This window comes from Rhizobium sp. 01N424, from assembly GCF_056399485.1.
The window spans coordinates 1-23,480 of the sequence record NZ_JBFTRK010000023.1 but is presented as its reverse complement, the minus strand read 5'-3'; the positions used below and the strand labels follow the sequence as shown (position 1 = coordinate 23,480).

Here is a 23,480-nt window from a genome sequence, read left to right as displayed (position 1 = left end):
TATCGACGGCGGCCGTCGCGGCCAACAAGCCGCACCTGCAGTTTAGGAGCATCGTCCATGATTTGGTGTCCACCTGTTTTTGGTGGACACTTCATGCATCAGAGCACTGCGCTTCAGAAGGCGCATAGAAATTCGCGCTTACGATGAAGAGCAGTGGACTCAACGTTCTGTCGGGACCATCGACGGGCAACGCTTCTATATCGTTTTGAGGGGAGTTTTTGCGGCACCCCTTAGTACCATGCGGGGACATTGGATCAAACCTGCGGTTCCGCCGCAATGTCTCATGATGCACCCCCAATTCAATCTAACTCCTTCGCTTTTTAACAAGGTTTAACTCACGTCTTGGTGCAATTCCTCCTATCGCCGCTTGTAGGCTTCATTTTACAGGGGGGACGAATGCAGACCGGCGTGCAAGGAAACCAACCCATCATTCCCACGTCGGCAGGATCGCTCAAGAGGCTCCACCTGCTCATCATCGGAGCGTGCGCGCTTGGCTTTAGCTTCGATCTCGCGGAAATTGCTTTCGGCTCAATCCTGGCGGCTGTATTTTCGTCGCCGCCGTATGCCGCAGACAAGACGGAAATTTCCTGGCTTCTGTCAGCGGTTTACATTGGGGCGATCGCGGGAGCGCCTCTTTTCGGCTGGCTTGCAGACCGGCACGGCAGGCGTATCGGCCTTACGTCGGTGATGGCTACGCTTGCACTTGCATCAGTGGGCGCTGCCTTCGCTCCGGATGTCGGTTGGCTTGTCGCTTTCCGGATGCTGTCGGGTTTGGCCCTCGGAGCTTATCCGCCTCTCATGTTCTCTTATTTGTCCGACATCCTCCCTGCTGCACAACGGGGAAAACTCGTCATGGTCGCCACCGCGTTCGGATATGCAGGGCCGACGATTTTCATCTTCTTGGTCCGCTGGCTCACGCCCATCGCCCCCCTGGGGTTCGACGCCTGGAGGTGGGGTTTTCTGTTCGGCGGGGCTGGAGCCGCCGTGTGTTCGTTCTTGTTCTACCGGCTCCCGGAGTCCGGGCCTTGGTTGATGTCCAAGGGAAGAGACGCACAGGCAAACGTCACTGCTCGTGCTTTCGAGGCATCGAGACCCGTTTCTCGCTTCAAACATCTCCCGAGTGTCCCGAAGTCCATCTCGACCGAAGACGATCAGTTTCGTACTGACCGCTTCGTGGTAGGCTTCCTAGTGCTTGTGTTTTTCCTCACCCCTTGGGCGACAGTTGGCTTCACCTTGCTGTCTGGGGCCGTTTTAGTCCAAAAAGGCATAAATCTCCAAGACTCACTGCTGTATCTCGGCATATCCACGGTCGGACCGATTTTGGGAACAATCGTTGGAGGCTATTTCATCGACAAGGTGCAACGGCGAACGGCTCTGATCGCAAGTGCCACGGCGATGGCGCTCATCGGCCTTTTGTTTGCTAGTACGACCGTTCCGATGTGGCTGATAGGTTGCGGGATCGCCTTCAATCTTTTGGTCTCGCTCTTTCTGCCCGTGTTGTTTTTGTACGCCGCCGAGATGGTTCCGAACAGTCGTCGCGCGATGACGACGTCATTTGCCTGGTCGGCTAATCGCATCGGTTCGGCTTTGACGCCGCTTGCACTACTGCCCGTACTGCAATCACACGGAGCGTATGCTATGTTCACGGTCATTGCAGGTACGCTGGTTCTCTTCATTGGACTGGTGCTAGGTTGGGGACCGTCCGGTCGTGCGGGCCGTCAGTTGAAATGAGAGATACAGGGAAGCGAAGGAAAGAGTTTTGAAAGTCACAGGTCGCCTGTTGGGGTTCGGACCGTTCGAGTGGGATGAGGACGAACGTCTTCTCTACCAGGATGGCCAGCCCTTGCGAATGGGCGAACGCCTGACGGACCTTCTGGCAATCCTTCTGGAAACGCCGGGCAGGCTCATTTCACAGGACGAACTGATTTCTCGGGGATGGCCAGCAGTGGGCACCGATGCCGCGAACCTCCGGGCACACATGAGTTCCCTTCGAAGGCTGCTCGGCGACAGTAATCTCAACGCACACTATATATCCAATGAACATGGACGCGGCTATTCGTTCGTGGCTCCAATCCGGGCTGAACGCGAAAGCGTGGTCACCTTTTCGGAGGCCGCGCTCGCCGGTGCGCTGCCTCCGCTGATCGAGCCTCCGATCGGACGTGATGACTTCGTGGCCGGTATCAAAACCGCGTTAGCGACCTGGCGGCTCGTGACGATCGTCGGTGCCGGCGGTTCCGGCAAAAGCACAGTGGCGATAAGTGCCGCTAACTCCGGGCAGCCGATCAATTACGTGGATTTATCGACGTTGTCGGCAGCAGAGCCTGTGGTGTCCGCGGTGGGGAAAGCTTTCGGACACGAGGCTGTTTGCAATAGCAAGGAATTGGGACCGCTGCTGGTGACCCAACGCGCTCTTCTCGTGTTGGACAATTGCGATCGCGTCATCGAATCCACCGCTGCTGTTGTGGAAGCGCTTTTGACCAGCGCTCCGCATATCCGGATATTGACGACCTCCCGCGAGCCGCTCCGGGTTCCTGGCGAACGAGTTCTGCGTCTCCCCGGTCTCGAAGTCCCAAGTGGGGACAACCTGCTTGAGGTCGACGCAATGCGCTTTTCGGCTTTGCGGCTCTTTTTGGAGCGGGCGGCTGCATCTTCCCGGAGCTTTTCCCTTTCAGAGTGCGACACCTCAGAATTGATAGGGCTCTGTCGCAAGCTCGACGGAAATCCGTTCGCGATCGAGCTGTTGGCGACCCGCGTCGACGTCCTCGGCCTTAGAGAGCTTAACAGTGAAAATGGGACGCGAACGATACTCGAAACTCCGGGCCGCCGAACGGCGGTTGCTCGACACCGTACTTTAAAAACCCTGCTGGACTGGACATACGAAACATTGTCGCCGCCTGAGAAGCAGGTTTTCGCGGACGTCTCTGTATTTTGTAACGGCTTCGGGATTGATCATGCGGTTGCCGTAGCGGCAGGTCAGGACCTGACACCCGCCGATGTGGCGGTTTCATTGGCCGATCTTGCGGCGAAGTCCTTTCTTCGCGCGGACGTGCGCGATGGCGTATCGCGTTACAAATTATCTGAAATCACCCGGACTTATGCTGTCGCAAAATTCGCTTCTGAACAGCGGAGACAGCGCGCCAGCCGACTTCATGCAGATTTAATGCTGAAATTGATGAGGGATGCACCGACGGACCTTCTGTCCATGGACACCGTCACGTGGGCTGGGCATTACGGCGACCTTGTCGACGACGTGCTGGCGGCTTTAGAATGGGCTTTTTCCTCAGGAGGCGACGACGAAATCGCCGCAAAGCTGACGGTTGCGTCGGCACCTTTCGCGCAACACTTCGAACTCTTCCAAGAATACAGAGATCGCCTCTACCAAGCGATGGCGAGGCTGGGTCATATCGGCCCGGCGGCTTCGCCTGACGTGCTCGCCCTCGGCTTGTCACTGAACGCCGAGCTGACACAGCTCGGCGAGACGGCAGCGTATGATAGAGCTCGCAACGCGGCGCTCGAGTGGCGGGAACGAACTGGATCGGAAACGCCGGAAGCCATCTACTCTGAATGGGGGGATGCCTTTGTCCGAGGAGACTATCCGACAGCGACAGTTGCAGCAGACCGCATGACCGAACTCGCGAGAAAGCTGGACAGCGAAGCGCTAAGGGTCGCGGCCATGCGATTCAAAGCCCAGACCCTTCATTTCGAGGGCCATCAGACCGATGCGAAGGAGCTGGCGCAGGCGGTTGTGGAGAGCCCTTTTGAGAATCTGCCATTTTCGAAAATCAGTCACAAAGTGTCCATGAAGATTATCCTGGCGAGGGTGGCGTTCCTTCAAGGAAGGGACGACGAAGCTCAGGCTCTAAACGCAGAGCTCCTAGAGCGTGCACGCGAACACGCGTCATCACTTTGTCTCGCGTTGACCATGTGTGCCGTTCCGTTGGCGCTTTGGCTAGGACTGCTAGATCAGGCAGAACCGCTGACGGAGACAGCGCTTGGCATCGCGATCCGTAACAAATACGCCTATTGGGGACGGCTTGCGTCAAACCTTGGCGACGCTATCTCGTATATGCGCGGTCGCTTCACTCCGTCCTCCTTCGGGAAGCTCGTGGATGAAGACGACGAGCTGAGAGACGTCTCGGTCAGCGACATGCTGCCCACGTTCGACGATCGATTCCTGAGCTCCAACGCGCTGAAAAGAGTCGAGAGTGGAATCGTGAGTTGGAATGCGCCTGAGATACTCAGAATCCGGGCGTCGCGTCTTTATGCGACGGACCGAGCACGCGCGGTCCGTCTTTTCGAGCAGGCATTGCGCCAAGCGGAGATGCAGGGCGCTGTTGCATGGAAGCGACGAATAGAGCACTGGTGACGCGTGATTGCACAGGATGGGCAATGAGGTGTACATTCCGTTGTTCTTGAGGACAGCGTTATCGAGAAAATAGACAGTGCTATGCGGGAAGGCTTGCGGAATTCAGTATTGGCAAATCCGGCCGCTACCGAGCGGAAGCTTACCCGCGACATTGGCTTTGCCTTTGAGGAGCTGATCTACTATCCCGCGACGAGAACTCTCGTGTTGGGGTCAAGAGAACTCAAGTTGGGAAGCCGAGCCGGGGCGATCCTTCACGCTTTTCTTAGCAGGCCCGGTGAAATTCTGACCAACGCTGAATTGTTTGCGGCCGCTTGGCCATCGACGCACGTCGAGGAAGGTAACCTGCGGGTCACCATCAACGCCCTCCGCCGGGCACTCCAGGACGCTTCAGCAAATCTGAGGCTGATCGACAACGTTGTCGGTCAGGGGTATCGGTTCACCGCGAACGTCGAACGTCTGGATTCCTGGTCTGAGCTTGGGCCAAAGGCATCAAACGATGGAGCGCCGATCTCCTCCAGCCTGCCGCTGCCACTTTCCAGGATCGTAGGTCGAGCAGGCGATATCGGCGACATTTTAGGATTGCTGACCCGGCAGCGGCTAGTTTCAGTCGTCGGTCCGGGAGGAACGGGGAAGACCACAGTCGCACTCGCGGTGGCTCACCGCTTTCAAGAAGGCATAGACGCGCCCGCGTGCTTCGTCGATCTCGCGACCATTTCAGAAGCAGCCATGGTGCCGCATGTGGTCGCCGCGACCCTCAATGTATCCCTCGAATCCGATCGACCTATTGGCAGTCTGGTGGACTTCCTCTGTCGGAAAGACCTGCTGATAGTTCTGGATAACTGCGAACACGTCATTGCCACTGCAGCCGAGCTGGCGGAAGCGATCCTCGGTGGTGCACCCAACGTCAAGCTGCTTGCAACGTCGCACGAGCCGCTCTCGGCGCAGGGAGAATGGCTCTTTAAACTTCAGCCGCTTGGGTTCCCGAGCGATGTGGAAGAGCTGACAATGGAAACCGCGCTGGAATATCCCGCCATAGAGCTATTTGTTGAACGTGCCATGTCGTGCAATCAGAATTGGCTCATGGGAGAGCGGGATTTGCCCGCCATCGCCGAGATATGCAGACGGTTGGATGGCATACCGCTTGCGATCGAAATCGCGGCAGCTCGTACCGAAACTCTCGGTGTCAGCGAACTCGCGGAACGTCTCGAGGACCGTCTGAAGGTTCTGGCTGTCGTCAGGCGGACATCGGTCCAGCGGCATCAGACGATCCGTAAAATGCTCGACTGGAGCTACGAGTTGCTGGCCGATGCCGAGCGCGTGCTTCTGCGGCGGTTGTCCATCTTCGCAGGGAGTTTTTCGCTAGAGGCCGCTGTAATGGTCGCGGGCGATGAATACCTCAATCCCTTTGCGGTACGGGAAGGCGTTGCCAGCCTGGTTCGAAAGTCGCTTTTGCATCCGTCAAGCAGGGCAGGGACGATCGCTTATCGTCTCTTGGAGAGCACAAGGCTCTACGCGCTGGAAAAGCTCGGCGAAGTGGATGAATCTTTACGAGTCAAGCGGCTTCATCTTGACTATGTGACAGATGTCCTTCGTCGCGCTGAGCACGAGTGGCAGAACACGCGCCGAGCTTCATGGCTCGAGGCGTACGAACCGATACTTGGCGATGCAAGACAGGCTCTTGCGTGGGCGTTTTCCGAGAACGGTGAAACGGCCCCCGGGGTGGTACTGTCGGCGCTTATGGTCCCGCTGGGCTTGCAGATGGGTTTGGTGGACGAATTTCGCACTCATGTAGAGCGGGCGATCCAGCACGCACGCGAGCTCGCGCCACCCGAGTTGCTTGCCGAAATGCGCCTTAACCTGGTTTATGGGATTCTAAACCAGAACCAGGTACGGCCCGTAAGCTTCAACGAGGCGGGTCTCGTCCGGGCTGCTCATCTCGCCAATAAGATAGGTGACGATCGATTCCGCATCGAACCTCATATGGTATCTGCCACGTTCAACTTGGGTATGGGAAACTACGCAGTCGCTCTGGAGCACATAGAGCAGGCGATGGAGCTCGCGGAAAGGGTGGACGACGACATCGCCAAACTCGGTGTGAGGAGGGTGCTTGCACAGATTTCTCACTTCAGTGGACAGCATACCAGAGCTGCGGAACTCGCGAAGCTCGTCCTGCAGCATCCCGTAGTGAATATCCCGGTAGCTTACGGAAGCGTGCAGGTCGATAGGCGGGTCTCGATGAGGATTGTCCTGGCCCGCACCCTCTGGTTAGAGGGAAAGGGGGATCGTGCGCTGGCCGTGATCGACGACGCGATCGAGTTGTCGAAGGAGGATGGCCCTATGGCTCTGTGCCAGGTGCTCGCACTAGCGGCCTGTCCGATATTGCTGTGGCGGGGTGAAAACGAGCGCGCTCTTGAAAGGACGATGACGCTACTTGATGCGGCATCTCGTTACACGCTAGGCCACTGGCACTCCTGGGGGAAGATGTTCCATGCCATTATCCAAAACCGCACGACGGGCGACGCATCGTCAGTCGCCGGTCTTGTCGCTCCGCAGGGCAGTCTCCAACAGGAGACTATGGCCACGCTGCTCTGTCCTAATCAGCAGGCCGCGTACGGAGCCAGCGAGCGCATAATCGAGAGAAGTTGGTGCACACCGGAATTGCTCCGGGTCGACGCAGAGTTGCTTCTCGACAACAATCCCAATGACACTTTGGCCGCCGAAAAGCTTCTTCAGAAGTCGCTGGAAATTGCGCGACAGCAGCAGGCGGTCGCGTGGGAACTGCGCAGCGCGACCGTACTCGCACGCGTGTGGATGTCTGGCGGGCGCGACAACGAAGCCGAATCCTTGCTGAGCTCGGTTAGGGAACGCATAGCGGAGGGCCAGGGCACATCGGACGTGTCGGTTGCGGACAAGGTTCTCCAAACTCTCGCCTGAATGCTGATGGCCGATTTGTTATACTGATATCCGAAATCGACAATACAGAGCTGTCTCGCGGCCAATAACCCTTATCGAAAGGGAGAGCACTATGCGCGCATCTGATGTCGCCACTCAGCTCGGGGGGCGGTTCAAGCTCGACAAGGCACCCTCGGCGGTCTCGCATGCGGGACGTAGGAGGACGCTCAGCTTTGTCGAACTCAAGTCCGATCGGCATGTACCGTTCCAAACTGCGCCTCGGGTACATGAAGACGCTTACATAGTCGGCGTGATCATGCAGGATTTTCCGCAATACAAGTATTGGGAAGACGGACGGGCCGCACCGGTCCGCGATTTGAGCAAGGGACAGGTTACATTCAACGACATGCGTCTCGACGGGCGTGCGATCATGGACCGACCGTTTCATACGGTCTACTGCCACATTCCTCGCGCAGCGCTTGACGAGATATACGACGAACGAGCGACCGGATTGTCGAACCTTCGATATGAGCCGGGCATGGGGATGGCCGACGTCATCATCAGAAATCTGATCCTGTCCGCTCGTGGCGCGTTGGTCCAAGGGCAGGTCTGCAATCAACTTTACCTCGATCATGTCGGTCTGGCGCTCGTTAGCCATCTCGCCATGAACTACGCAGATCGCAGCGCCGTTGCCGTCACGAAAGGCGGTCTAGCCCCATGGCAGCAGCGGCGTGTTCTTGACATGATGGATGCTAGGCTTGCCAGTCCTCCAGGCTTGGCCGACCTCGCCGCGGAATGTGGGTTATCGGTAAGGCATTTCACGAGGGCATTCGTTTCGACTGTGGGCAGATCGCCTCATGAGTGGCTCCGCTATCGTCGAATTGAGGTGGCGAAGATTATGCTTGTCGCACAGCCGGATTCCGGTCTCCCGGAGATCGCGCTTCGCGTCGGCTTTGCTGACCCTGGTCATTTTTCTCGGGTATTCACTACCATCGTTGGAACAACGCCGAGCGCATGGCGGCGTGAGATGGTGGGTCGCCGATGAGGTGCAACTGCCCCTCGTCGGATTCGAGGGGCAGTCTGCGGCACCATCGGGTGGGGGACACCGGGTGCGGCGGCTCTTGCCGCTGGGAAGCGGATGAGGGGAGACAGAGTATCCGCTTCAGTGGCCATCATAATTCGACGCCGCGGAGCGCGCTTGCACCAAGACGATATGCATGTTCGGTTTCGGACTCGATCACTCATCTTTCAGATCGACGGAACCGAGAATTATTGTCCGCTTCGTACAATGCAGGGATGTGTTCTTGCTGCATTGTTGCTGGTCAGAACTCCGGTCCCGAGGATTTGTTAATGTCGATCGAGATTATGCAGGCTGGCGGCCATAGTGCCTCTTACGTCCGCCAAATGGAGGACCGTTTTCTTCTGGCGTTTAATCCTCAGGTCATTACCCGTCGCGTGGATGCATCGATTTCCCTGGTGACAGGTAGACGAGACGGCAACGCGGTTTCGGCACCACTGCCATATGACGAGGCGTACGTGTTTGTCGTCAGACTTGAAGATTCCACGCCCTATCAGCTGTGGATCGACGGCAAGTTTCTCCTGAGCGGAGAACTGCGGCGCGGTTCCTGTTCTATTTTCGATCTGAGGACCCCAGCCTACGCGTCCGGAATTCGCCGATTCCAACACGTCCATTTCTACATGTCCAAGACCTTCCTCGACACAGTTGCAGCCGAACTGGGATATGCGTCGAGCGAGCTTGCCCTGCCTGACAGCTTCGCTTTCAGTGACCTCATCATGTTCCATCTGGCGAAAGGACTGGTTCCTATATTTCGTAACCGCCGTCACGCGAGCACCTTGTTTGTGGACCATATCGTCAATGCCGTCGCTAGCCACCTCCTAGCGACATACTCGCATAAACTGGACAGGGGAAAGCTGAACACACCAAGGATCAGCGGCAAACGATTGAGTGCCGCAATGGAAATGATGGACGCGAATTTGGACGGTGACATAGCCCTGGCGCAACTCGCTGCGGTCTGCGGACTTTCCGAGGGCGAATTTGTAATGCTTTTTCGTCAGCAAACGGGAACCAGTGCCCCGGAATGGCTGGCTCGGAGACGTACCGACAAAGCCATTTCGCTACTAAGGGAGAGTAACAAACCGATCGACGAGATCGCTCGCATGGCGGGGTACCCTGACGGTTCCCACATGACCGCCTCGTTCATGGCGGTCCTTGGTAACCCGCCGGAGTTCTTTCGCGCGAACAGAAACGAATTTCTCAGGCACTGACGGTTCGTATGCTTGATCGCTCGTGATGTCCGGCCGCTGAAAGAGATTATCGCTCCGGCTATCACCGGAGCGAGGATGCAGTCGCTGGTCAATCAGTCGACCTTGAGAACGATCTTCCCCTTGGCGTGCTCGCGCGTTCCCTCCAGCATTTCGTGAGCCCTTATTGCTTCGGTCAGGGGAAGGACGGTACCAACCTTTGTCTTGAGACTTCCATCGTCGACGGACTCGGCGATTTCGTTGAGTTCACGTGTATTGACCGCCACCAAAAAGAAACTCGCGCTCACGCCAAATGAAGCAGCTACCTCCTGATCGGGCTTGGAAACAGCGGAAACGAGTTTTCCGCCACGCTTCAAGACAGCAAAAGATTTGGTCTGGGTCTCTCCGCCGACGAGGTCGATGACTGCATCGACATTCTTGACCACATCCTCAAAGCGCTCTTTCTGATAGTCGATCACTTGATCGGCACCGAGGTTTCGGACTGTTTCGATGTCTCTTGCGTCAGCGGTGGCTACTACCCTGAGGCCGGCCTTGTGGGCGAATTGAACGGCGTATGCTCCGACGTTGCCCGCTGCGCCATGGATCAAAACAGCCTGTCCAGCTTTTAGGCCTGCATGATCGAATAGAGCCTGCCGGGCAGTGGAAGCGATCACAGGGATAGAGGCAGCCTCGACGTGGTCGACTTTCTTGGGTTTATGACCGATCATGGAAGCGAGAGCGATCGCGTATTCCGCATAGGAGCCGATGAAACGCGGGTTGGTTACTCCGTAAACTTCGTCGCCAGCCTCGAAACCGTTTACGTCCGGGCCGACCGTTTCGATAACGCCCGAGAGATCGGAACCCAGGGTAAGCGGCAGAGGCTGCGGCAGGGCGCTGTGGCCGCTCCGTATCCATCCGTCCCATGGGCCAACGCCCGCGGCATTTACTTTGATCAAGACCTCGCCCGGGCCGGGGACCGGTACTTCAAGCTGCTCTGACGTGATGACATAGGGCGCTCCGAATTCATGGACGCGGAAAGCCTGCATTGTTTTCTGAGTGGACATTTCAGTTCTCCTGAAGAAAGTGGCCATGTGGGCCGTCACAGACAGAAGATGCTTCATTCAAGGCCGAGCGATAATCCGGACAATTCGGGAAGGATATGCAAGCCACGCTGGACAATGACCGGCTAGGCCATCCACTTTCGATGCTCGGCAAACCGTTCCGCCAAGAGGTCAAGGAAAAGCCTCACCTTCGTTGGGAGATGGCTGCGGTTGGGATAGATCGCGTTGATTGTGAATTCGACCGGGCTGAACTTAGGCATGATCCGGACCATCCGCCCCTCTGCGATGTCCTCGAAGATGACAAAACTCGGTGCGAGAAAGATACCCTTACCGGCTTCCGTCAAATACCGGAGCGTCTCCGCGCTGTTCGAGATCACGTTGCCCGCGATCTTGACGCTTTGCTCGGAGCCTGCCGCATCTTCAAACCGCCACTCGTCACCGAAGGGGTAATAGGCGTATCGAAGGCAATTGTGCACGGCGAGGTCTTCAGGCTCCGCGGGCATCGGATGGTTTTCAAGGTATCCGGGAGAGCAGCACAGAACGTGACGCCAAGGCGTCAGCTTTCTAACGACCAAACTTGAATCCGGGGGAGGGGTTGTCCGAATGGCGAGGTCGTACCCGTCCTCGATCATGTCGACCATCCGTTCGCCGATGTTGATATCAAGCGAAATCGTTGGGTAACTCTCGAGAAACTCCGTCACGATGGGATTGAGAAACCTGACGATTGCGCTGCTGGTGTAAACCCTCAGCGTACCTCTGGGCGTGGTATTAAGCGCGCCGGCAGTCCGGTCGGCTTCTTCGAGATCGCCGAGTATCTGGACGGAGCGCTCGTAATAGTACTTGCCCGTCTCGGTTAGACTGACCTTCCGGGTCGTCCTGTTCAGAAGACGCACTCCCAACCTGTCTTCCAGCGACTGGACGTGGTTGCCTACCATGGTCACCGACATGTTCAGCCTTCGGGCGGCTGCAGAAAATCCTCCGCTTTCCACGACACGACCAAACACGAGAAGACTTGTAAGACGATCCATATGTCCACCGATTGCGGGCTGAAAGTTGGCGGTGCTTCCGCCTGGCTAGCAGATTTCACACCCTCACCCTGGCATGCCACCTCTCAACTCGTGTTTCAATACGTCTCGATGTTGCCGGGAGAAGTTCACGCTTCTTTCGACTTTCTTAGGGTGTCGGCTCTCGAGTCACCGTCGAGGTACTGAATGTAGGTGATACGCCCGTGGGAGACTTTGATCCAAAGCGAGAAGGGAGTTGCGACATCTTCGCCCGAACACATAACCTCGGTAACGGTGCCAAAAGCAGCAACATTAGCCCCCGCTCCGAAAATAGAGCTGACGGTTACGCGCCGAGTTGTGGAGCAGTGGAGTAGTGCTACTGCGGCATCCAGAACGTCTGTTTTACAGTCGTCCAGTCCGGGGAGCCGAGACACTTGACTAGGTAACACTCCGTCAGGGGCGATGAGGGTGACGTCTCCGGCAACGATGTTCGAAAGTGTTTTCTTGCATGCGGGGAGCTGTAAAAAGCGTCGTACGATTTCAACCGGTTGGGTCTTCATGTCTTGCTCCTATCCGGGCTGTCTCCAGGGTGTCAGTGTCCGATGCTCGGAGGGACGCGGAAGCTTATGGCCATACGATCGAGCACATTCATAAGACCGATCGCGATGGTTAGGTCGGCGACTTCCTTCTCGTCGAAGAGGCCGCGGATTTTAGCGAAAGCGTCGTCTGGGACATGCGAGACGCTGATCAGGGTGACGGTTGCGACCCATTGAAGGGCGGCGCGTTCCCGCGCGTCGAACAAATCCCCGGCCTCGCGCCAAGTCGACGTTAAGAGTATCTTCGAAATCGGGACATTGTTTTCCATCAGACCGCGGCTGTGCATTTCCATGCAGTAAGCGCATCCGTTGATCTGCGAAACTCGGAGGTAGACAAGGTCGATGAGTTCAGTGGGGAGACCGCATTGGCTGATGTAACGGTATGCAGCGCCGAATGCTTGCATCCCTTCGGAAGCGAGCGACTGGTAGTCGAGCCTTCGTGCCATCTGGAGTCCCCTGTTTCTGGGCGCATTCGCTGCAACGAGGGACTTTAGGGGAGCTGGTGGCCAGCTATAGAACGAGTTGGTCGCCGGTTTTAAAAACCGGACGAAACTGAACCGGTGCGTCTAAAGCGGAAAACATGTCGCCCGCCGACCTGATCAGAGCGATTGGCTGCCCCTCTCGCGTTCAGCTTAGGCTAGAAGCGCCCTGATCTCCGAACTTAAAGCCTCGAAACTATCGTTTGTTTCATCGTCGCCGTTGGGCAGACCCGGGCGATCCTTATCGTCCATAACGCTAAGGTAAGCGCCGTTGACTTGCGCGATCTTCCCAGCGTCAGCTGCCTCGGGATTTGTCAGGACTGCGGTATCGACAGGCTGAGAGGTCGCAACCGGCGGCACCTGGACGTCCCCGGTTAGGGGGGCCGAGTGATCCGCGGCAGACGCCGCGTATTCGCCCATCGCTGAGGAAATCTTGTGAAGCAACTCCTGGGCAAGTCTTGCGACGACATCCGGAGGGAAACCGGAGCGCTGGAGAAACTCCAGTTCCTCTTTGGCGTCGGCGATCTTCTGGGCTGCTCGGACCTCGGCATCGCCATCGTCGGCTAGCTGACGCCAATGATCCGCGCTCCATAGCTGATCGCTGGACAGCGTAGTGGCATCTTTTTGCGTCGACCCCGTTGACCATCGTGCGGGTCACCAAATCGAAGATGTTGGCGGATGTTATTTGCATGGGTCTCGAGCCTGATCGTTGTCGAAACCAATGCGCTTCCGGTCTTGCGCAGGCCTTTCGCTCAGGAGTTGTCGGCGCTCAATGGGCAGCCAAGCCGCTCGTCGAACTGTCCAAACCTAGCAAGGATCGAAGAGGAACGGTCGGCCTCACGAGGTCGGCGAGTGTGTAACCGTCGAGTGTCTCGAGGAATGCGGCCGTTGCTGCCGCGAGCGCTCGTTTCAATACGCAGGCCGGCTGGATGACACACACGACGGCACCCTTGGCTTCAAAGCAGGGAACGATGGCGAAATCTGGCTCGCAGGCGCGTACGATTTCCCCGACGCTGATCGCGGACGCGGATTTGCCGAGGCGCATTCCTCCCTGCCGCCCGCGCACCGTTTCGACAAGGCCCTTTTGCCCGAGTTCGTTGGTGATCTTCATCAGGTGTGCCTTCGAGATGTCGTACGCTTCCGCAACCTCGGATATCGTGGAGAGCCTGTCGTGGTTCAGGCAAAGGTACATCATCAGCCGCAGGGCAAAGTCGGAATATACCGTCAGACGCATGCTTGGCTCCGTCATAAACATCTATAGGCGATGTAGCATAGCGACGGGGCAGCGGCCAAGCCGCCCCGTCGATGGTACCTACTCTTGCAGGCCGTCCGCCGGGCCGAAGAACTCGTAATGAATTCTGTTCTGGTCCACACCCGCCCGTGCCAAACCGTTAACGAACGCGGCAAGGAAGGGTTTGGGACCGCAAAGGTAGAAGTCGGCCTCTTCAATCGGCGTATTGTCTGAGAGCCAATCCACTGTGATGTAGCCTTTGTGATCGTAGTGTTCGCCTTGCCGATCGTGCTCGTGGGGATCGCCGTAAAAGAATGCTGTATTGGCATTCTGCTTCTTCTCTCGAAGCGTACGCACGTGCTTGCCCATGGCGTGAACGCGCCCGTTCTGCGCCGCATGAACGTAATGAACGTCAACGGCTTTATCGGACGAGACGAGTGCTTCGAACATGCTGACCATCGGGGTAAGGCCGACGCCGCCACTCAGGAGGACGACTGGCCGCTCCGACTCCTCGCGAAGGAAGAAGTCTCCGGTCGGCGGGGCCACCTGTAATATCGAACCCTCGTGAACGTTGTCGTGCAGATGGTTCGAGATCAGCCCGTTCGGCTCTCTCTTCACTGAGATGCGGTACGTGTGGCCGTTTGGCGCTGACGAAATGCTGTAATTGCGTTTCTGTGGGCCAAGGCCGTTGATTGGGATGCGGAAGGTTAGGTATTGCCCCGGCTTGTGGAGCAATACCGGACCGCCGTCCACCGGCTCGAGGACAAACGAGGTGATGATTTCGCTTTCGTCGACCTTACGAGCAACCCTGAATTCCCGCCAGCCGATCCAGCCGCCGTCGGCCGCCTCAAGCTCATCGTAGACCGCCTTTTCCCTCCCGATCAGGATATTGGCGAGAAACCAGAAAGCTTCTCCCCATGCATCGAGGACAGGCTGAGTAGCCTTGTCGCCAAGAACGTCACCGATCGCACCGAGAAGTGCCGTTGCGACATAGGGGTAATGTTCCGGCTTGATGCTCAAGCCCACGTGCTTCTGCGAGATACGCTCCACCGCAGAGGCGAGAACACCGAGATTGTCGATATTTTGAGCGTAAGCCAGGATCGCTTGGGCGAGCGCTTTCGTCTGTCGTCCACCTTCGCCCTGGTTTGAATGATTGAACAGTTCGCGCACCTCTTCGTCTTTAAAGAGGCGCTCATACATTGCGGCCGTGATGGCGGTTCCATGGGCCTGCAGGGCGGGAACGGTGGCCCTGACCACCGCCTTGGTTTCTTCGCTCAGAAGCTTTGACATCGGTCATCTCCTTCTTGTGTTTTGACTGATGGCGGGATGATTAGGCCTTTAAACATCTATCATCAATAGATGTTTATCGCTTGCGATGATCTGTCACATCTTCTTGCGTATGCCGTATTGTCTACAGACGTGGTCGCGAAGATCACGTCCGTTTTGTGCTAGTCCCGCCCTGTTCGTGACAGATATCCGCGATCGCGGCCGCTAGGAGTCGGAGTCCTAACCACGGAGAGGATCGATGGCTGAGCCTTGGCTGACTTCATTAATCACTACCACCCCGCAGGCGGGTTGGGAGCTGGCGATAAAGCTGTCCCGCATGGGGGTTAAGGTGACCCAACCGTCCGACGAGGTCCGCTCCAGGCTAAGGGAGGTCTATGAGCAGGACGCCGACAGTCTGATCCTCGTGTCCCAGGTTATCGCGATCAATTTCCAGACAGTGGCCGCTGCCAATAACCACTGGAACAAGCAGCCTGTGCCCGCCCACGAAGGAACCGTATGATGAACAAGCTCCGTATCGCGACATGTTTGGTAGCCGCGACCTGTCTCCAATTTTCGGCATTGGTCGCGCGCGCGCACGATGTCGGCGAGCATGTGCAACCCGTTTTCCAGCATGAACTTCCTAATGTCCCGGGTAAGAGCATGATCGCCGCGGTTGTCACTTACGAACCGGGTGGAAAGTCCCCGGCGCATCACCACGCCAAGTCGGCATTCATCTTCGCTCACGTCTTGTCCGGATCGATCCGGAGCAAAGTGAACGATGGAGAGACCAAGGTCTATAAAACTGGCGAAAGCTTCTACGAAGAGCCAGGTTCAAGTCACTCGATTAGTGAGAATGCCAGTGAGACGGAATCCGCGAGCCTCTTGGCGGTTTTCGTCGTGGATTCTGACGACAAGAACCTGACCGTGCCGGACAAATAGCAAGGCGCGTTGACTGGGGGCAGTTCTGTTCGCAGCGGCGGCCGTCAGCCGCGGCCGTGCCGCGACGATTCTGCGCAGATATGGCCACGGATGTCCGAATTGTCCAATTCGCGCGTAGGCGATGACCGTAGAACCTCGGGGAGGTCGCGTCTTAGATAGATGGGGTGGCGAGTGAAAACCGGAAAGACCATCTATTTGGCGTTCTGTTTGTCGCTGTTGGCGACCGGACAAATGTTCGGGCAGACCATATCAGCGCCCGACACGATGGAAGCTCGCGTTCAGCCATGCACCCCGTGCCACGGTGCCGCTGGTAAAGGCACCAACGATCCGTACTTTCCGCGCTTGGCGGGAAAGCCGTCGGGATATCTCTACAATCAGTTGCTCGCCTTCCGTAGCGGCCGCCGCAAATACCCCCCGATGAACTACCTCCTGCAATTCATGCCGGACGACTATCTCAAGAAAATCTCAGATTATTTTGCTGATCAACGGCCACCTCTGCCAGTCGCTACTGCCAACGAAGTGAGCGAAACCGTCCTCGCGCATGGCGAGGCGATAGCCAAGCAGGGAGACATCGAGAGGGGCCTTCCGGCGTGCGTTAGCTGTCACGGTGCCAAATTGACAGGACAGGAGCCCGCCATACCGGGCTTGCTGGGGTTGCGCGCGACATATCTGAGCGCGCAGCTGGGAGCTTGGCGATACGGCACCAGAACTGCGATAGCGCCGGACTGCATGCAGATCGTGGCGGGACATCTCACGGAAGACGACGTTCGCGCGGTCGCTGCTTGGCTAGCTTCTGTGACAGCGCCTGCAGATGCATCGCCGGCTCCCGCGAACAGCTACGCTTTGCCTTTCGCATGCGGAAGTCAGCCAAGCGAGGACGAACACAAATGAAGAAGCTTCCGATCTCCATTGTGCTCGTCCTGCTCGCCTCGGTTTCCTACTCGCAGGAAACTAAGCCCAAGGCCACCGTCGATCCCTCTGTCATTGCGAAGGGCGAGTATTTGGCGAGGGCGGGTGACTGTATCGCCTGCCACACCGCACCCGAGGGCCGTGTTTTCGCAGGCGGGCGTGCCATGCCGACACCATTCGGCACGCTCTATACATCGAACATCACTCCCGATGCGCAAACCGGGATCGGTAAGTGGAGCGCAGACGACTTCTATAAGACCATGCACGATGGCCGCTTTCCGGACGGGGGATTGCTCTACCCTGCAATGCCTTTCGCGTCCTATACGAAGGTGACCCGCGCCGACAGCGACGCCATCTATGCCTACCTTCAGACGATTGAACCCGTCTCGCAAAAGGACCGTGAGCACGAGCTGAGCTTTCCATACAACAACAGGTCACTCGTACTCGGTTGGCGAACGCTGTTCTTTCGCGAGGGCGAATTCCGTCCTAACGAGGACAAGTCCGAGGAGTGGAACAGGGGTGCCTACCTTGTAGAGGGCCTCGGACACTGCGGAATGTGCCACACCCCTATCAACGCCCTCGGCGGAAGCTCCGACTCCGAAGCTTTCAAAGGCGGCCTGATACCGATGCAAAACTGGTACGCTCCGTCGCTGACCTCCAACAAGGAAGCTGGCCTCGGTGACTGGAGCATCAAGGACATCACCGATCTGCTTCAGAAGGGCGTCTCGGCGCGCGGTGCGGTCTACGGTCCGATGGCCGACGTTGTCTACAATAGTCTTCAGTACTTGAGCGACGAAGACACCAAGGCGATGGCGGTCTACCTCAAGAGCATCGCCCAGGATTCGCCCGAGCCGCCCAGCTCGCGACTGCCCCGCTCGGAAAGCAGTTTGCTGATCAGCCTCGGGAAGACGGTGTACGACGGCCAATGCGCCAGCTGTCACGGTTCTAAAGGCGAGGGAAGACCGCCTCACTATCCTCCACTTGCGGCAAATCAATCCATCCAGATGGAGTCAGCCGTCAACGCCATCCGAATGGTTTTGAACGGTGGTTACGCACCCGGCACCAAAGGTAATCCAATGCCGCATGGAATGCCGCCGTTCGCTGTCACCCTATCCGACAATGAGGTCGCGGCCGTCGTCAGCTACATCAGGACATCATGGGGCAACCGCGGGACGACCGTCAGTGCCGACGAGGCTAACGAATTGCGCAAAGCGCCCCTTCAGTGAGGTCTCGATGATCGATTCCGGTGAGATTGATGTTTCGGAAGCAAGGGACGACGAGATCGAACAGATCGTGAGCTCGGGTCCGATTGGTGCGTTGACCGTCGCCGGGATAGCGACCGCATTGGTCGTGTTGATGTGGGTGCTCTTTTACGCACTCGTCTTCGTTCCCCGGGGAGGGGTAATATGAGCGATGTCCACGAGGGTTCGCATAGCGCAGGCGTCGCCGCCAGGATAGAGAAGCGATGGGCGGCAATCTCGATCGTCATCATAGCTTTTCTGACCGGGATGGCAGCCTACGCGGGCGTGCATCAAGCAACGATGCCTCAGGCCCAGGTCGAGTCGATCGACCCGACAACCCTTCACCTTGGGGGTGAGTTCTCCGAAGGCAATTTGGGCAGCGCGATCGAGCCTGATGGCTCGGTGACCGTACGCGCGATCGGACAACAGTATTCGTTCGTCCCGCAGTGCATTCTTGTCCCGGCGCGCACCCCCATTACGTTGCGAGCCACCAGTGCCGATGTGGTGCACGGCCTGTTGGTGCAGGGCACCAACGTGAACACGATGCTGGTTCCCGGTTACGTTTCCGTCCAGCATGCCAGCTTTTCCGAACCCGGGGAGCACCTAATGCCATGCCAGGAATTCTGTTCGGTCGGACATGAGGGGATGTGGGGCCGCGTGAAGGTCGTGACGAAGGAGGAGTTCCTGGCTCTCTCCGAGACGCAGAGGAGGCTGAGCTGTGCTAAGTAGCAAACGCCTGATACTGGCCCATTTCTGGTTGGCCTTCGGCCTTTTCGGTCTGGCGCTTCTGCTCGGTGCCTGGCAGATGTTCATTCGCAGTCCGATGGCTGCGTGGATCGGAAATCCGGAATGGTACTACAGGTCGCTGACGGCCCACGGGACAGTCATGGCCTATGTCTTTCCCACGCTTGTCGCCATGGGCTTCGGATACGCCATCAGTGAGACCTCCCTGAACCAGAAACTGGTGGGCAGACGGTGGGCATGGGCAGGCTTTTGGCTTGTTGTGATCGGCAGCGTAACGGCAATGGTGCCGGTCTCGCTCGGTTGGGCCTCCGTCTTGTACACCTTCTATCCGCCCCTAATCGGTAACCCCGGCTACTATATCGGCGTCGTGCTTGTCGTCTTGGGGTCTTGGATTTGGGTCGCGTTGATGGCGATCAATCTCGCGGTCTGGAAGAGGGCCAACCCGGGAGCCGCAGTCCCCTTGCCGATGTACGCCAACGTGGCAAGCTCATGGCTGTGGGGTTGGACGGCCGTCGGGGCAGCGGCGGAGCTAATTTTCCAGATTCTACCGGTCGCGCTTGGCTTCAAGTCCACGATCGACGCAGGCCTCGCCCGCGTGTTCTTCTCCTGGACCCTCCATGCGATCGTCTATTTCTGGCTCATGCCGACCTACATCGCCTACTACACGATCGTCCCCAGGGCGATCGGAGGAAAGCTCTACAGCGACGCCATGGCCCGCATCTCCTTTGTCTTGTTTCTCGTTGTGGCAATGCCCATCGGTATACACCACACATTCGCCGATCCGCAGGTCGGAGCAGGGTTCAAGTTCATCCATTCTGCCTTTACGGCGATTGTGGCCCTCCCGACGTTGCTGACGGTTTTCACCATTTGCGCATCGGTCGAAATCGCTGGTCGCCTGCGAGGCGGCCGCGGTCCGTTTGGTTGGTTGCTGGCTTTGCCCTGGCGCAACCCGGTCATGCTGGCGGTGGCGTTCTCGTTCATCATGCTCGGCTTCGGAGGCGCGGGCGGCCTGATCAACATGAGCTATCAGCTCGACGCCTCGATCCACAACACCCAGTGGATCACGGGACATTTCCATCTGATATTCGGCGGTGCGATCGTGATCATGTACTTCGTCATCGCCTACGATCTTTGGCCCCATCTTACCGGGCGCGAGATCATGTCGGTCGGTCTGATGCGGCTTCAGCTGTGGCTCTGGTTCATAGGAATGATTGTGACGACATTCCCCTGGCACTACGTGGGCATATTGGGCATGCCGCGTCGCATGGCGTTTTTCGACTACATGGACCCGCTGATTGCGCCCGAGGCTATCCCTGTGGTGATGTCGGCGTTTGGTGGATTTGTGCTGGTCGCGTCGGCAATCGTGTTCTTTGTGATCTTGTTCCGCAGTCAGTCTGCTCGTCCCGCTGAAGCAGGACCCTACCGTTTCGCTGTCGCTGTCCACCCACCAACCCGGGTGCCTGCAGCTTTGAATGGACATGCTTTGTGGATTGTCTTGATGGTTGGGCTGACGATCAGCAACTACGGTTTTCCGATCGCGCAGCTTGTATGGCGGTCGGATACCAATGTTCCCGCGTTTTACGTAGGGACACAAAAATGAACGACGACCGGCTCTTTAATCTCAAGAACAAATGGTTTCGTGTCAGTGTCGGTTTGGCCGCGGCTGTATTTGTCGCGTCCGCGGCTTATGGATTTGTCGTTTCGCCCTCTCTGGACGGCACCGCCATCGGAGGCATCTGGGATACCATTTGCAGCGCCGCCGGTGTTCCAAGCAAACGATCGGCGGACCAGGGTGAGGTCGCGCCGTATCAGACATCCGCCGTGGTCCTTCGAGCATCGGAATTCAGAAATCCGCCGGCGGATTCTGTAGGAAGAGGAGCGACCTTGGCGCAGCAATGCGCTATTTGCCACGGCCCCACAGGGATCAGCAGGGCGGACTCGCCCAACCTGGCAGGGCAGTACGCGAGCGTCATCTACAAACAGCTGCAGGACTTCAAAACTGGAGCCCGTGTGAATGCCGTGATGAGCCCCTTCTTGAAATCCATGACCGAGCAGGACATGCGCGACCTAGCGGCGTATTACGCGTTCCTACCGCGTCTTCCGGGATTTCATCCGTCGGACGCCGACGCCGCGCCTTTGATCGTTCAGAGCGGTTCCCCGATGCGCGGTATCGCCCCGTGCGGGTCATGTCATGGAACCATCGAAAACAAACCTGGAAGTCCTTGGCTCGAAGGGCAGTCCGCCACCTATATCAAAGCCCAGCTTCACTCATTTGCCGCGGGCAACCGGACAAATGATGTCAGTCAGCAGATGCGGACAATCGCGCGGCATATGACCGAAGCGGAAATCTCGGCGGCCGCGGAGTATTATGCTTCACGATCGCTTGTCTCGAACTGAGAGGTTTGGGATGGAAAAAAGGCCGCCCTCCAGCTCGACGCATCGCCAGAGGACGGCCATTCCCGGCGGGAGGGGAGCAGCCGGGTGCGGCGGGAACGGTGCCGCTGAAGGACGGGGGAGGACCGCTCCTTCGACTGCTAATTTAGCCGTCACGAAAGTCTCCATCTTGCACGTTTAGTACCTCGATATAACCGGATGGACACGTTCGATGCAGGCACAAGCGCGTTAGGACACTGAGCACGTATCGTTGCAACAGTTGGCAGAAGTTGATGGTCGGGAAGAGCGATGATTAATACCATGCGGACTCCATCCACTGAAGCGTGAGTGACGAACCTCTTGACGACAATCGACAAGATTGACGCCGCGCGCCGCCAGTTGTTGGCTGCAATCCACCTACATTGGGACATGATCGAGTCGCAGTTTTGATTACTCCATCGCTGCAAGAAGGAGCCCAGCGGCTTTTCGGGACATTTATCGCGTGGTTTGCGGCAACCAATCCCGATAAGACTGGCTCGTTTTTCTCGTTAGCCGCCCAAGAAATGGTTCCTTGCCTGTCGGCCATGGGGCGCTCGGATCAGATAGCTGCGGCACGCCGATATCTGTTGGCACCGCTTCCTAGCGATGCGTTGAACGACGCCCGGAACGAACTGTCGGACGACTGGAGTTGGCATGGGCTACGCCGGCAGGGTCAGAACTTGCGAACAGACTGAAAACTGCAAGTCGCCGCGCAGCGCCTCATGGTGCAATTTAAGATTAACCGCTGTACGCCCTCCTGCGATTAAGCTTGCCCTGACCTTCCGCTCATCACCCTCCCACTGTCCTTGGCGACGTTCCTACTGAAACTGCATTGCGAAGACGACGTCGACAATTTGAACCCGAAGCCCACGATCGCAGAGCAGTGGGAGGGTGCAAGACTTCGCTTTGAGCCATTTTCCCGGATCGTGGGCGGTAAAGGAGAGGCGGTGTCCGACGGCGATACTCTGATCGTTTGGACGCACGAAGACCCGTCTTTTGGCGGGGGCTTTGGACTGACTGCCAGGGCATCGCTCGTAATGTAAGGCACGAGGTAGATAACGTGTTCAGCGCCGTCATTCGTGTTCACGAAGTTAAACGCTAGAGGGAGACGAGTGGATGGGCTATCCCGGACGGATTCCGCATATGAAATGCGCTTTCCGTCATCTCCGTGCTTGGGTAGAGGCTGCCCTTCGAGCGGACGCGTTGTCGAAGGGCAGCCAGATGCCCGGCGAGAGGGGGCCGGGGAGCGGCGGGGACGTGCCGCTTGAAGGAGGAGACTGGGAGAAGTGCCTCACTTCCACATCAGATTACATAACGCGTCGCGTGTGATCTTGAACGTTTTAACCGGCAGTTTTACGCAGCGGACATCTTCCACCCCATGCGTTTTGTCTGAGATGCGGCAGCGGTCCTACTATGGCCGAACGCTTCCAAGAGCTGCCGTTCCGTAAAAGAAAATTCCGCTCGTAAGATGTAGGCTTTTTCAAAGGAGCATCGGAGTTGGCCTGCGACTGATCGCTTCTTCCAAAGGCTCCCTCAGCAGGCGTGGAGTGAAGGAGGAGACGGACGCCCTAGCCGCGCAGGTCCCCGCTCTCCATCCGAGGGAAGGGCGGCGATGGGCTGTCCGCTGCCCCAGCTCCCCCACTTACGACGGTGGCACGGCTAGGAACCGCAGACGTCGACGCGTCGTGCGGCGGCCGCCGAGTAATCAAATAACAAAGGAGGAAAGCGATGAGACATGTGTCCAGCTCCGACGAGGATGATAGGCGTCAGGACGCCGTGGAGACAGCTGCGATGAGATTGCTCCTGGCATTTTTCGTCCCTTTGACCTTCATGGCCGTGGCGGGTTTGTGGCTCATTACTAGTTGATGAAACAAACGCTCCGCCGTGTAGCCACCGACTTCGAGTAGACGAGGAATCGGACAGTAAGAGGTGGCTCGGGAAATTTGAACAGCGGGGATAAGTGGAATTTCTGCCTGACTTCGGCTTAGATGCCTGGAACAGGAGATACCATGACGAGACGACCGCGCCGGAATCACAGCCCGGCTTTCAAGGCGAAAGTGGCACTTGCCGCCATCCAT

The 23,480-nt window shown here is 57.6% G+C and carries 21 protein-coding genes; 14 read left to right on the top strand and 7 right to left on the bottom strand.

The genetic code is table 11. From position 1 onward, the window contains the following. The first annotated feature begins 396 nt into the window (after nucleotides 1-396). From AC1DNK_RS29205 to AC1DNK_RS29185, 5 genes are all read left to right on the top strand, one after another. Nucleotides 397-1,731, top strand: coding sequence for an MFS transporter (locus AC1DNK_RS29205; RefSeq protein WP_477944688.1), 1,335 nt, complete (start codon nucleotides 397-399; stop codon nucleotides 1,729-1,731). 28 nt (nucleotides 1,732-1,759) lie between these two features. Further along, nucleotides 1,760-4,366: an ATP-binding protein gene (locus AC1DNK_RS29200; RefSeq protein ID WP_477944686.1), complete on the top strand. Its 2,607-nt coding sequence runs from the start codon at nucleotides 1,760-1,762 to the stop codon at nucleotides 4,364-4,366. Between the two features lie 81 nt (nucleotides 4,367-4,447). After that, nucleotides 4,448-7,300: an ATP-binding protein gene (locus AC1DNK_RS29195; RefSeq protein WP_477944684.1), complete on the top strand. Its 2,853-nt coding sequence runs from the start codon at nucleotides 4,448-4,450 to the stop codon at nucleotides 7,298-7,300. A gap of 91 nt (nucleotides 7,301-7,391) precedes the next feature. After that, nucleotides 7,392-8,303 carry a helix-turn-helix domain-containing protein gene (locus tag AC1DNK_RS29190; RefSeq protein ID WP_477944682.1) on the top strand — a complete coding sequence of 304 codons (912 nt, stop codon included), beginning with the start codon at nucleotides 7,392-7,394 and terminating at the stop codon, nucleotides 8,301-8,303. A gap of 305 nt (nucleotides 8,304-8,608) precedes the next feature. Continuing rightward, nucleotides 8,609-9,544 carry a helix-turn-helix domain-containing protein gene (locus AC1DNK_RS29185; RefSeq protein WP_477944681.1) on the top strand — a complete coding sequence of 312 codons (936 nt, stop codon included), beginning with the start codon at nucleotides 8,609-8,611 and terminating at the stop codon, nucleotides 9,542-9,544. 92 nt (nucleotides 9,545-9,636) lie between these two features. Here the strand turns inward: AC1DNK_RS29185 and AC1DNK_RS29180 are convergent, their stop codons facing one another. From AC1DNK_RS29180 to AC1DNK_RS29165, 4 genes are all read right to left on the bottom strand, one after another. Further along, nucleotides 9,637-10,584: an NADP-dependent oxidoreductase gene (locus AC1DNK_RS29180; protein WP_477944680.1), complete on the bottom strand. Its 948-nt coding sequence runs from the start codon at nucleotides 10,582-10,584 to the stop codon at nucleotides 9,637-9,639. Between the two features lie 122 nt (nucleotides 10,585-10,706). Then, entirely contained in the window at nucleotides 10,707-11,609 is a 903-nt protein-coding gene (locus tag AC1DNK_RS29175) for a LysR family transcriptional regulator (protein WP_477944679.1), read from the bottom strand. A gap of 125 nt (nucleotides 11,610-11,734) precedes the next feature. Next, nucleotides 11,735-12,145 (bottom strand): hypothetical protein, encoded by a 411-nt coding sequence (locus AC1DNK_RS29170; RefSeq protein WP_018900510.1) that lies wholly within the window; start codon nucleotides 12,143-12,145, stop codon nucleotides 11,735-11,737. A 32-nt stretch (nucleotides 12,146-12,177) separates the two neighbouring features. After that, complete coding sequence (locus AC1DNK_RS29165) at nucleotides 12,178-12,627, bottom strand: carboxymuconolactone decarboxylase family protein (RefSeq protein WP_477944677.1); 450 nt, start codon at nucleotides 12,625-12,627, stop codon at nucleotides 12,178-12,180. 468 nt (nucleotides 12,628-13,095) lie between these two features. Here AC1DNK_RS29165 and AC1DNK_RS29160 point away from each other — a divergent pair, with 468 nt between their 5' ends. After that, on the top strand, nucleotides 13,096-13,227 hold the full coding sequence (locus tag AC1DNK_RS29160; protein WP_477944675.1) for a hypothetical protein: 132 nt from the start codon (nucleotides 13,096-13,098) through the stop codon (nucleotides 13,225-13,227). Between the two features lie 202 nt (nucleotides 13,228-13,429). Here the strand turns inward: AC1DNK_RS29160 and AC1DNK_RS29155 are convergent, their stop codons facing one another. Next, a complete protein-coding gene (locus tag AC1DNK_RS29155) occupies nucleotides 13,430-13,894 on the bottom strand; it encodes an Rrf2 family transcriptional regulator (RefSeq protein ID WP_037111757.1) in 465 nt (154 codons plus the stop codon). Between the two features lie 78 nt (nucleotides 13,895-13,972). Next, nucleotides 13,973-15,181, bottom strand: coding sequence for an NO-inducible flavohemoprotein (hmpA, locus tag AC1DNK_RS29150; protein ID WP_477944674.1), 1,209 nt, complete (start codon nucleotides 15,179-15,181; stop codon nucleotides 13,973-13,975). Nucleotides 15,182-15,416: 235 nt separating this feature from the next. On the opposite strand from hmpA, the gene AC1DNK_RS29145 reads away from it, so the two are divergent. The 8 genes from AC1DNK_RS29145 to AC1DNK_RS29110 all read left to right on the top strand — a co-directional run bounded on the left by AC1DNK_RS29145 (nucleotide 15,417) and on the right by AC1DNK_RS29110 (nucleotide 21,387). Then, entirely contained in the window at nucleotides 15,417-15,677 is a 261-nt protein-coding gene (locus tag AC1DNK_RS29145) for a hexameric tyrosine-coordinated heme protein (RefSeq protein WP_477944673.1), read from the top strand. Then, nucleotides 15,674-16,096 carry a cupin domain-containing protein gene (locus tag AC1DNK_RS29140; protein WP_477944672.1) on the top strand — a complete coding sequence of 141 codons (423 nt, stop codon included), beginning with the start codon at nucleotides 15,674-15,676 and terminating at the stop codon, nucleotides 16,094-16,096. The genes AC1DNK_RS29145 and AC1DNK_RS29140 overlap by 4 nt, the downstream gene beginning before the upstream one ends. Before the next feature lie 231 nt (nucleotides 16,097-16,327). Next, nucleotides 16,328-16,987, top strand: a complete 660-nt coding sequence (locus AC1DNK_RS29135) for a c-type cytochrome (RefSeq protein ID WP_477944690.1) — start codon at nucleotides 16,328-16,330, stop codon at nucleotides 16,985-16,987. After that, the gene (locus AC1DNK_RS29130; RefSeq protein WP_477944671.1) at nucleotides 16,984-18,231 is read left to right on the top strand and encodes a c-type cytochrome; all 1,248 of its coding nucleotides are present in this window, start codon (nucleotides 16,984-16,986) and stop codon (nucleotides 18,229-18,231) included. The genes AC1DNK_RS29135 and AC1DNK_RS29130 overlap by 4 nt, the downstream gene beginning before the upstream one ends. A gap of 7 nt (nucleotides 18,232-18,238) precedes the next feature. Beyond that, nucleotides 18,239-18,415 carry a hypothetical protein gene (locus AC1DNK_RS29125; protein WP_477944670.1) on the top strand — a complete coding sequence of 59 codons (177 nt, stop codon included), beginning with the start codon at nucleotides 18,239-18,241 and terminating at the stop codon, nucleotides 18,413-18,415. Continuing rightward, complete coding sequence (locus AC1DNK_RS29120; RefSeq protein ID WP_477944669.1) at nucleotides 18,412-18,975, top strand: cupredoxin domain-containing protein; 564 nt, start codon at nucleotides 18,412-18,414, stop codon at nucleotides 18,973-18,975. Before AC1DNK_RS29125 ends, AC1DNK_RS29120 begins: the two co-directional genes overlap by 4 nt. Beyond that, nucleotides 18,965-20,590, top strand: coding sequence for a b(o/a)3-type cytochrome-c oxidase subunit 1 (locus tag AC1DNK_RS29115; protein WP_477944668.1), 1,626 nt, complete (start codon nucleotides 18,965-18,967; stop codon nucleotides 20,588-20,590). Before AC1DNK_RS29120 ends, AC1DNK_RS29115 begins: the two co-directional genes overlap by 11 nt. Next, nucleotides 20,587-21,387, top strand: coding sequence for a c-type cytochrome (locus tag AC1DNK_RS29110; RefSeq protein WP_477944666.1), 801 nt, complete (start codon nucleotides 20,587-20,589; stop codon nucleotides 21,385-21,387). The genes AC1DNK_RS29115 and AC1DNK_RS29110 overlap by 4 nt, the downstream gene beginning before the upstream one ends. A gap of 1,781 nt (nucleotides 21,388-23,168) precedes the next feature. Here AC1DNK_RS29110 and AC1DNK_RS29105 read toward each other — a convergent pair. Continuing rightward, nucleotides 23,169-23,480 (bottom strand): hypothetical protein (locus AC1DNK_RS29105; RefSeq protein WP_477944691.1); only part of this gene is annotated, 312 nt, incomplete at its 5' end.

What these genes read in the sequence shown, in the direction of transcription:
- AC1DNK_RS29120 (WP_477944669.1), top strand. Translation starts at nt 18,412, where the DNA reads ATGAGCGATGTCCACGAGGGTTCGCATAGCGCAGGCGTCGCCGCCAGG.
- AC1DNK_RS29130 (WP_477944671.1), top strand. Translation starts at nt 16,984, where the DNA reads ATGAAGAAGCTTCCGATCTCCATTGTGCTCGTCCTGCTCGCCTCGGTT.
- AC1DNK_RS29155 (WP_037111757.1), bottom strand. Translation starts at nt 13,894, where the DNA reads ATGCGTCTGACGGTATATTCCGACTTTGCCCTGCGGCTGATGATGTAC.
- AC1DNK_RS29145 (WP_477944673.1), top strand. Translation starts at nt 15,417, where the DNA reads ATGGCTGAGCCTTGGCTGACTTCATTAATCACTACCACCCCGCAGGCG.
- hmpA (WP_477944674.1), bottom strand. Translation starts at nt 15,181, where the DNA reads ATGTCAAAGCTTCTGAGCGAAGAAACCAAGGCGGTGGTCAGGGCCACC.
- AC1DNK_RS29165 (WP_477944677.1), bottom strand. Translation starts at nt 12,627, where the DNA reads ATGGCACGAAGGCTCGACTACCAGTCGCTCGCTTCCGAAGGGATGCAA.
- AC1DNK_RS29135 (WP_477944690.1), top strand. Translation starts at nt 16,328, where the DNA reads ATGTTCGGGCAGACCATATCAGCGCCCGACACGATGGAAGCTCGCGTT.
- AC1DNK_RS29110 (WP_477944666.1), top strand. Translation starts at nt 20,587, where the DNA reads ATGAACGACGACCGGCTCTTTAATCTCAAGAACAAATGGTTTCGTGTC.
- AC1DNK_RS29170 (WP_018900510.1), bottom strand. Translation starts at nt 12,145, where the DNA reads ATGAAGACCCAACCGGTTGAAATCGTACGACGCTTTTTACAGCTCCCC.
- AC1DNK_RS29140 (WP_477944672.1), top strand. Translation starts at nt 15,674, where the DNA reads ATGATGAACAAGCTCCGTATCGCGACATGTTTGGTAGCCGCGACCTGT.
- AC1DNK_RS29185 (WP_477944681.1), top strand. Translation starts at nt 8,609, where the DNA reads ATGTCGATCGAGATTATGCAGGCTGGCGGCCATAGTGCCTCTTACGTC.
- AC1DNK_RS29125 (WP_477944670.1), top strand. Translation starts at nt 18,239, where the DNA reads ATGATCGATTCCGGTGAGATTGATGTTTCGGAAGCAAGGGACGACGAG.
- AC1DNK_RS29190 (WP_477944682.1), top strand. Translation starts at nt 7,392, where the DNA reads ATGCGCGCATCTGATGTCGCCACTCAGCTCGGGGGGCGGTTCAAGCTC.
- AC1DNK_RS29175 (WP_477944679.1), bottom strand. Translation starts at nt 11,609, where the DNA reads ATGGATCGTCTTACAAGTCTTCTCGTGTTTGGTCGTGTCGTGGAAAGC.
- AC1DNK_RS29205 (WP_477944688.1), top strand. Translation starts at nt 397, where the DNA reads ATGCAGACCGGCGTGCAAGGAAACCAACCCATCATTCCCACGTCGGCA.
- AC1DNK_RS29180 (WP_477944680.1), bottom strand. Translation starts at nt 10,584, where the DNA reads ATGTCCACTCAGAAAACAATGCAGGCTTTCCGCGTCCATGAATTCGGA.
- AC1DNK_RS29195 (WP_477944684.1), top strand. Translation starts at nt 4,448, where the DNA reads ATGCGGGAAGGCTTGCGGAATTCAGTATTGGCAAATCCGGCCGCTACC.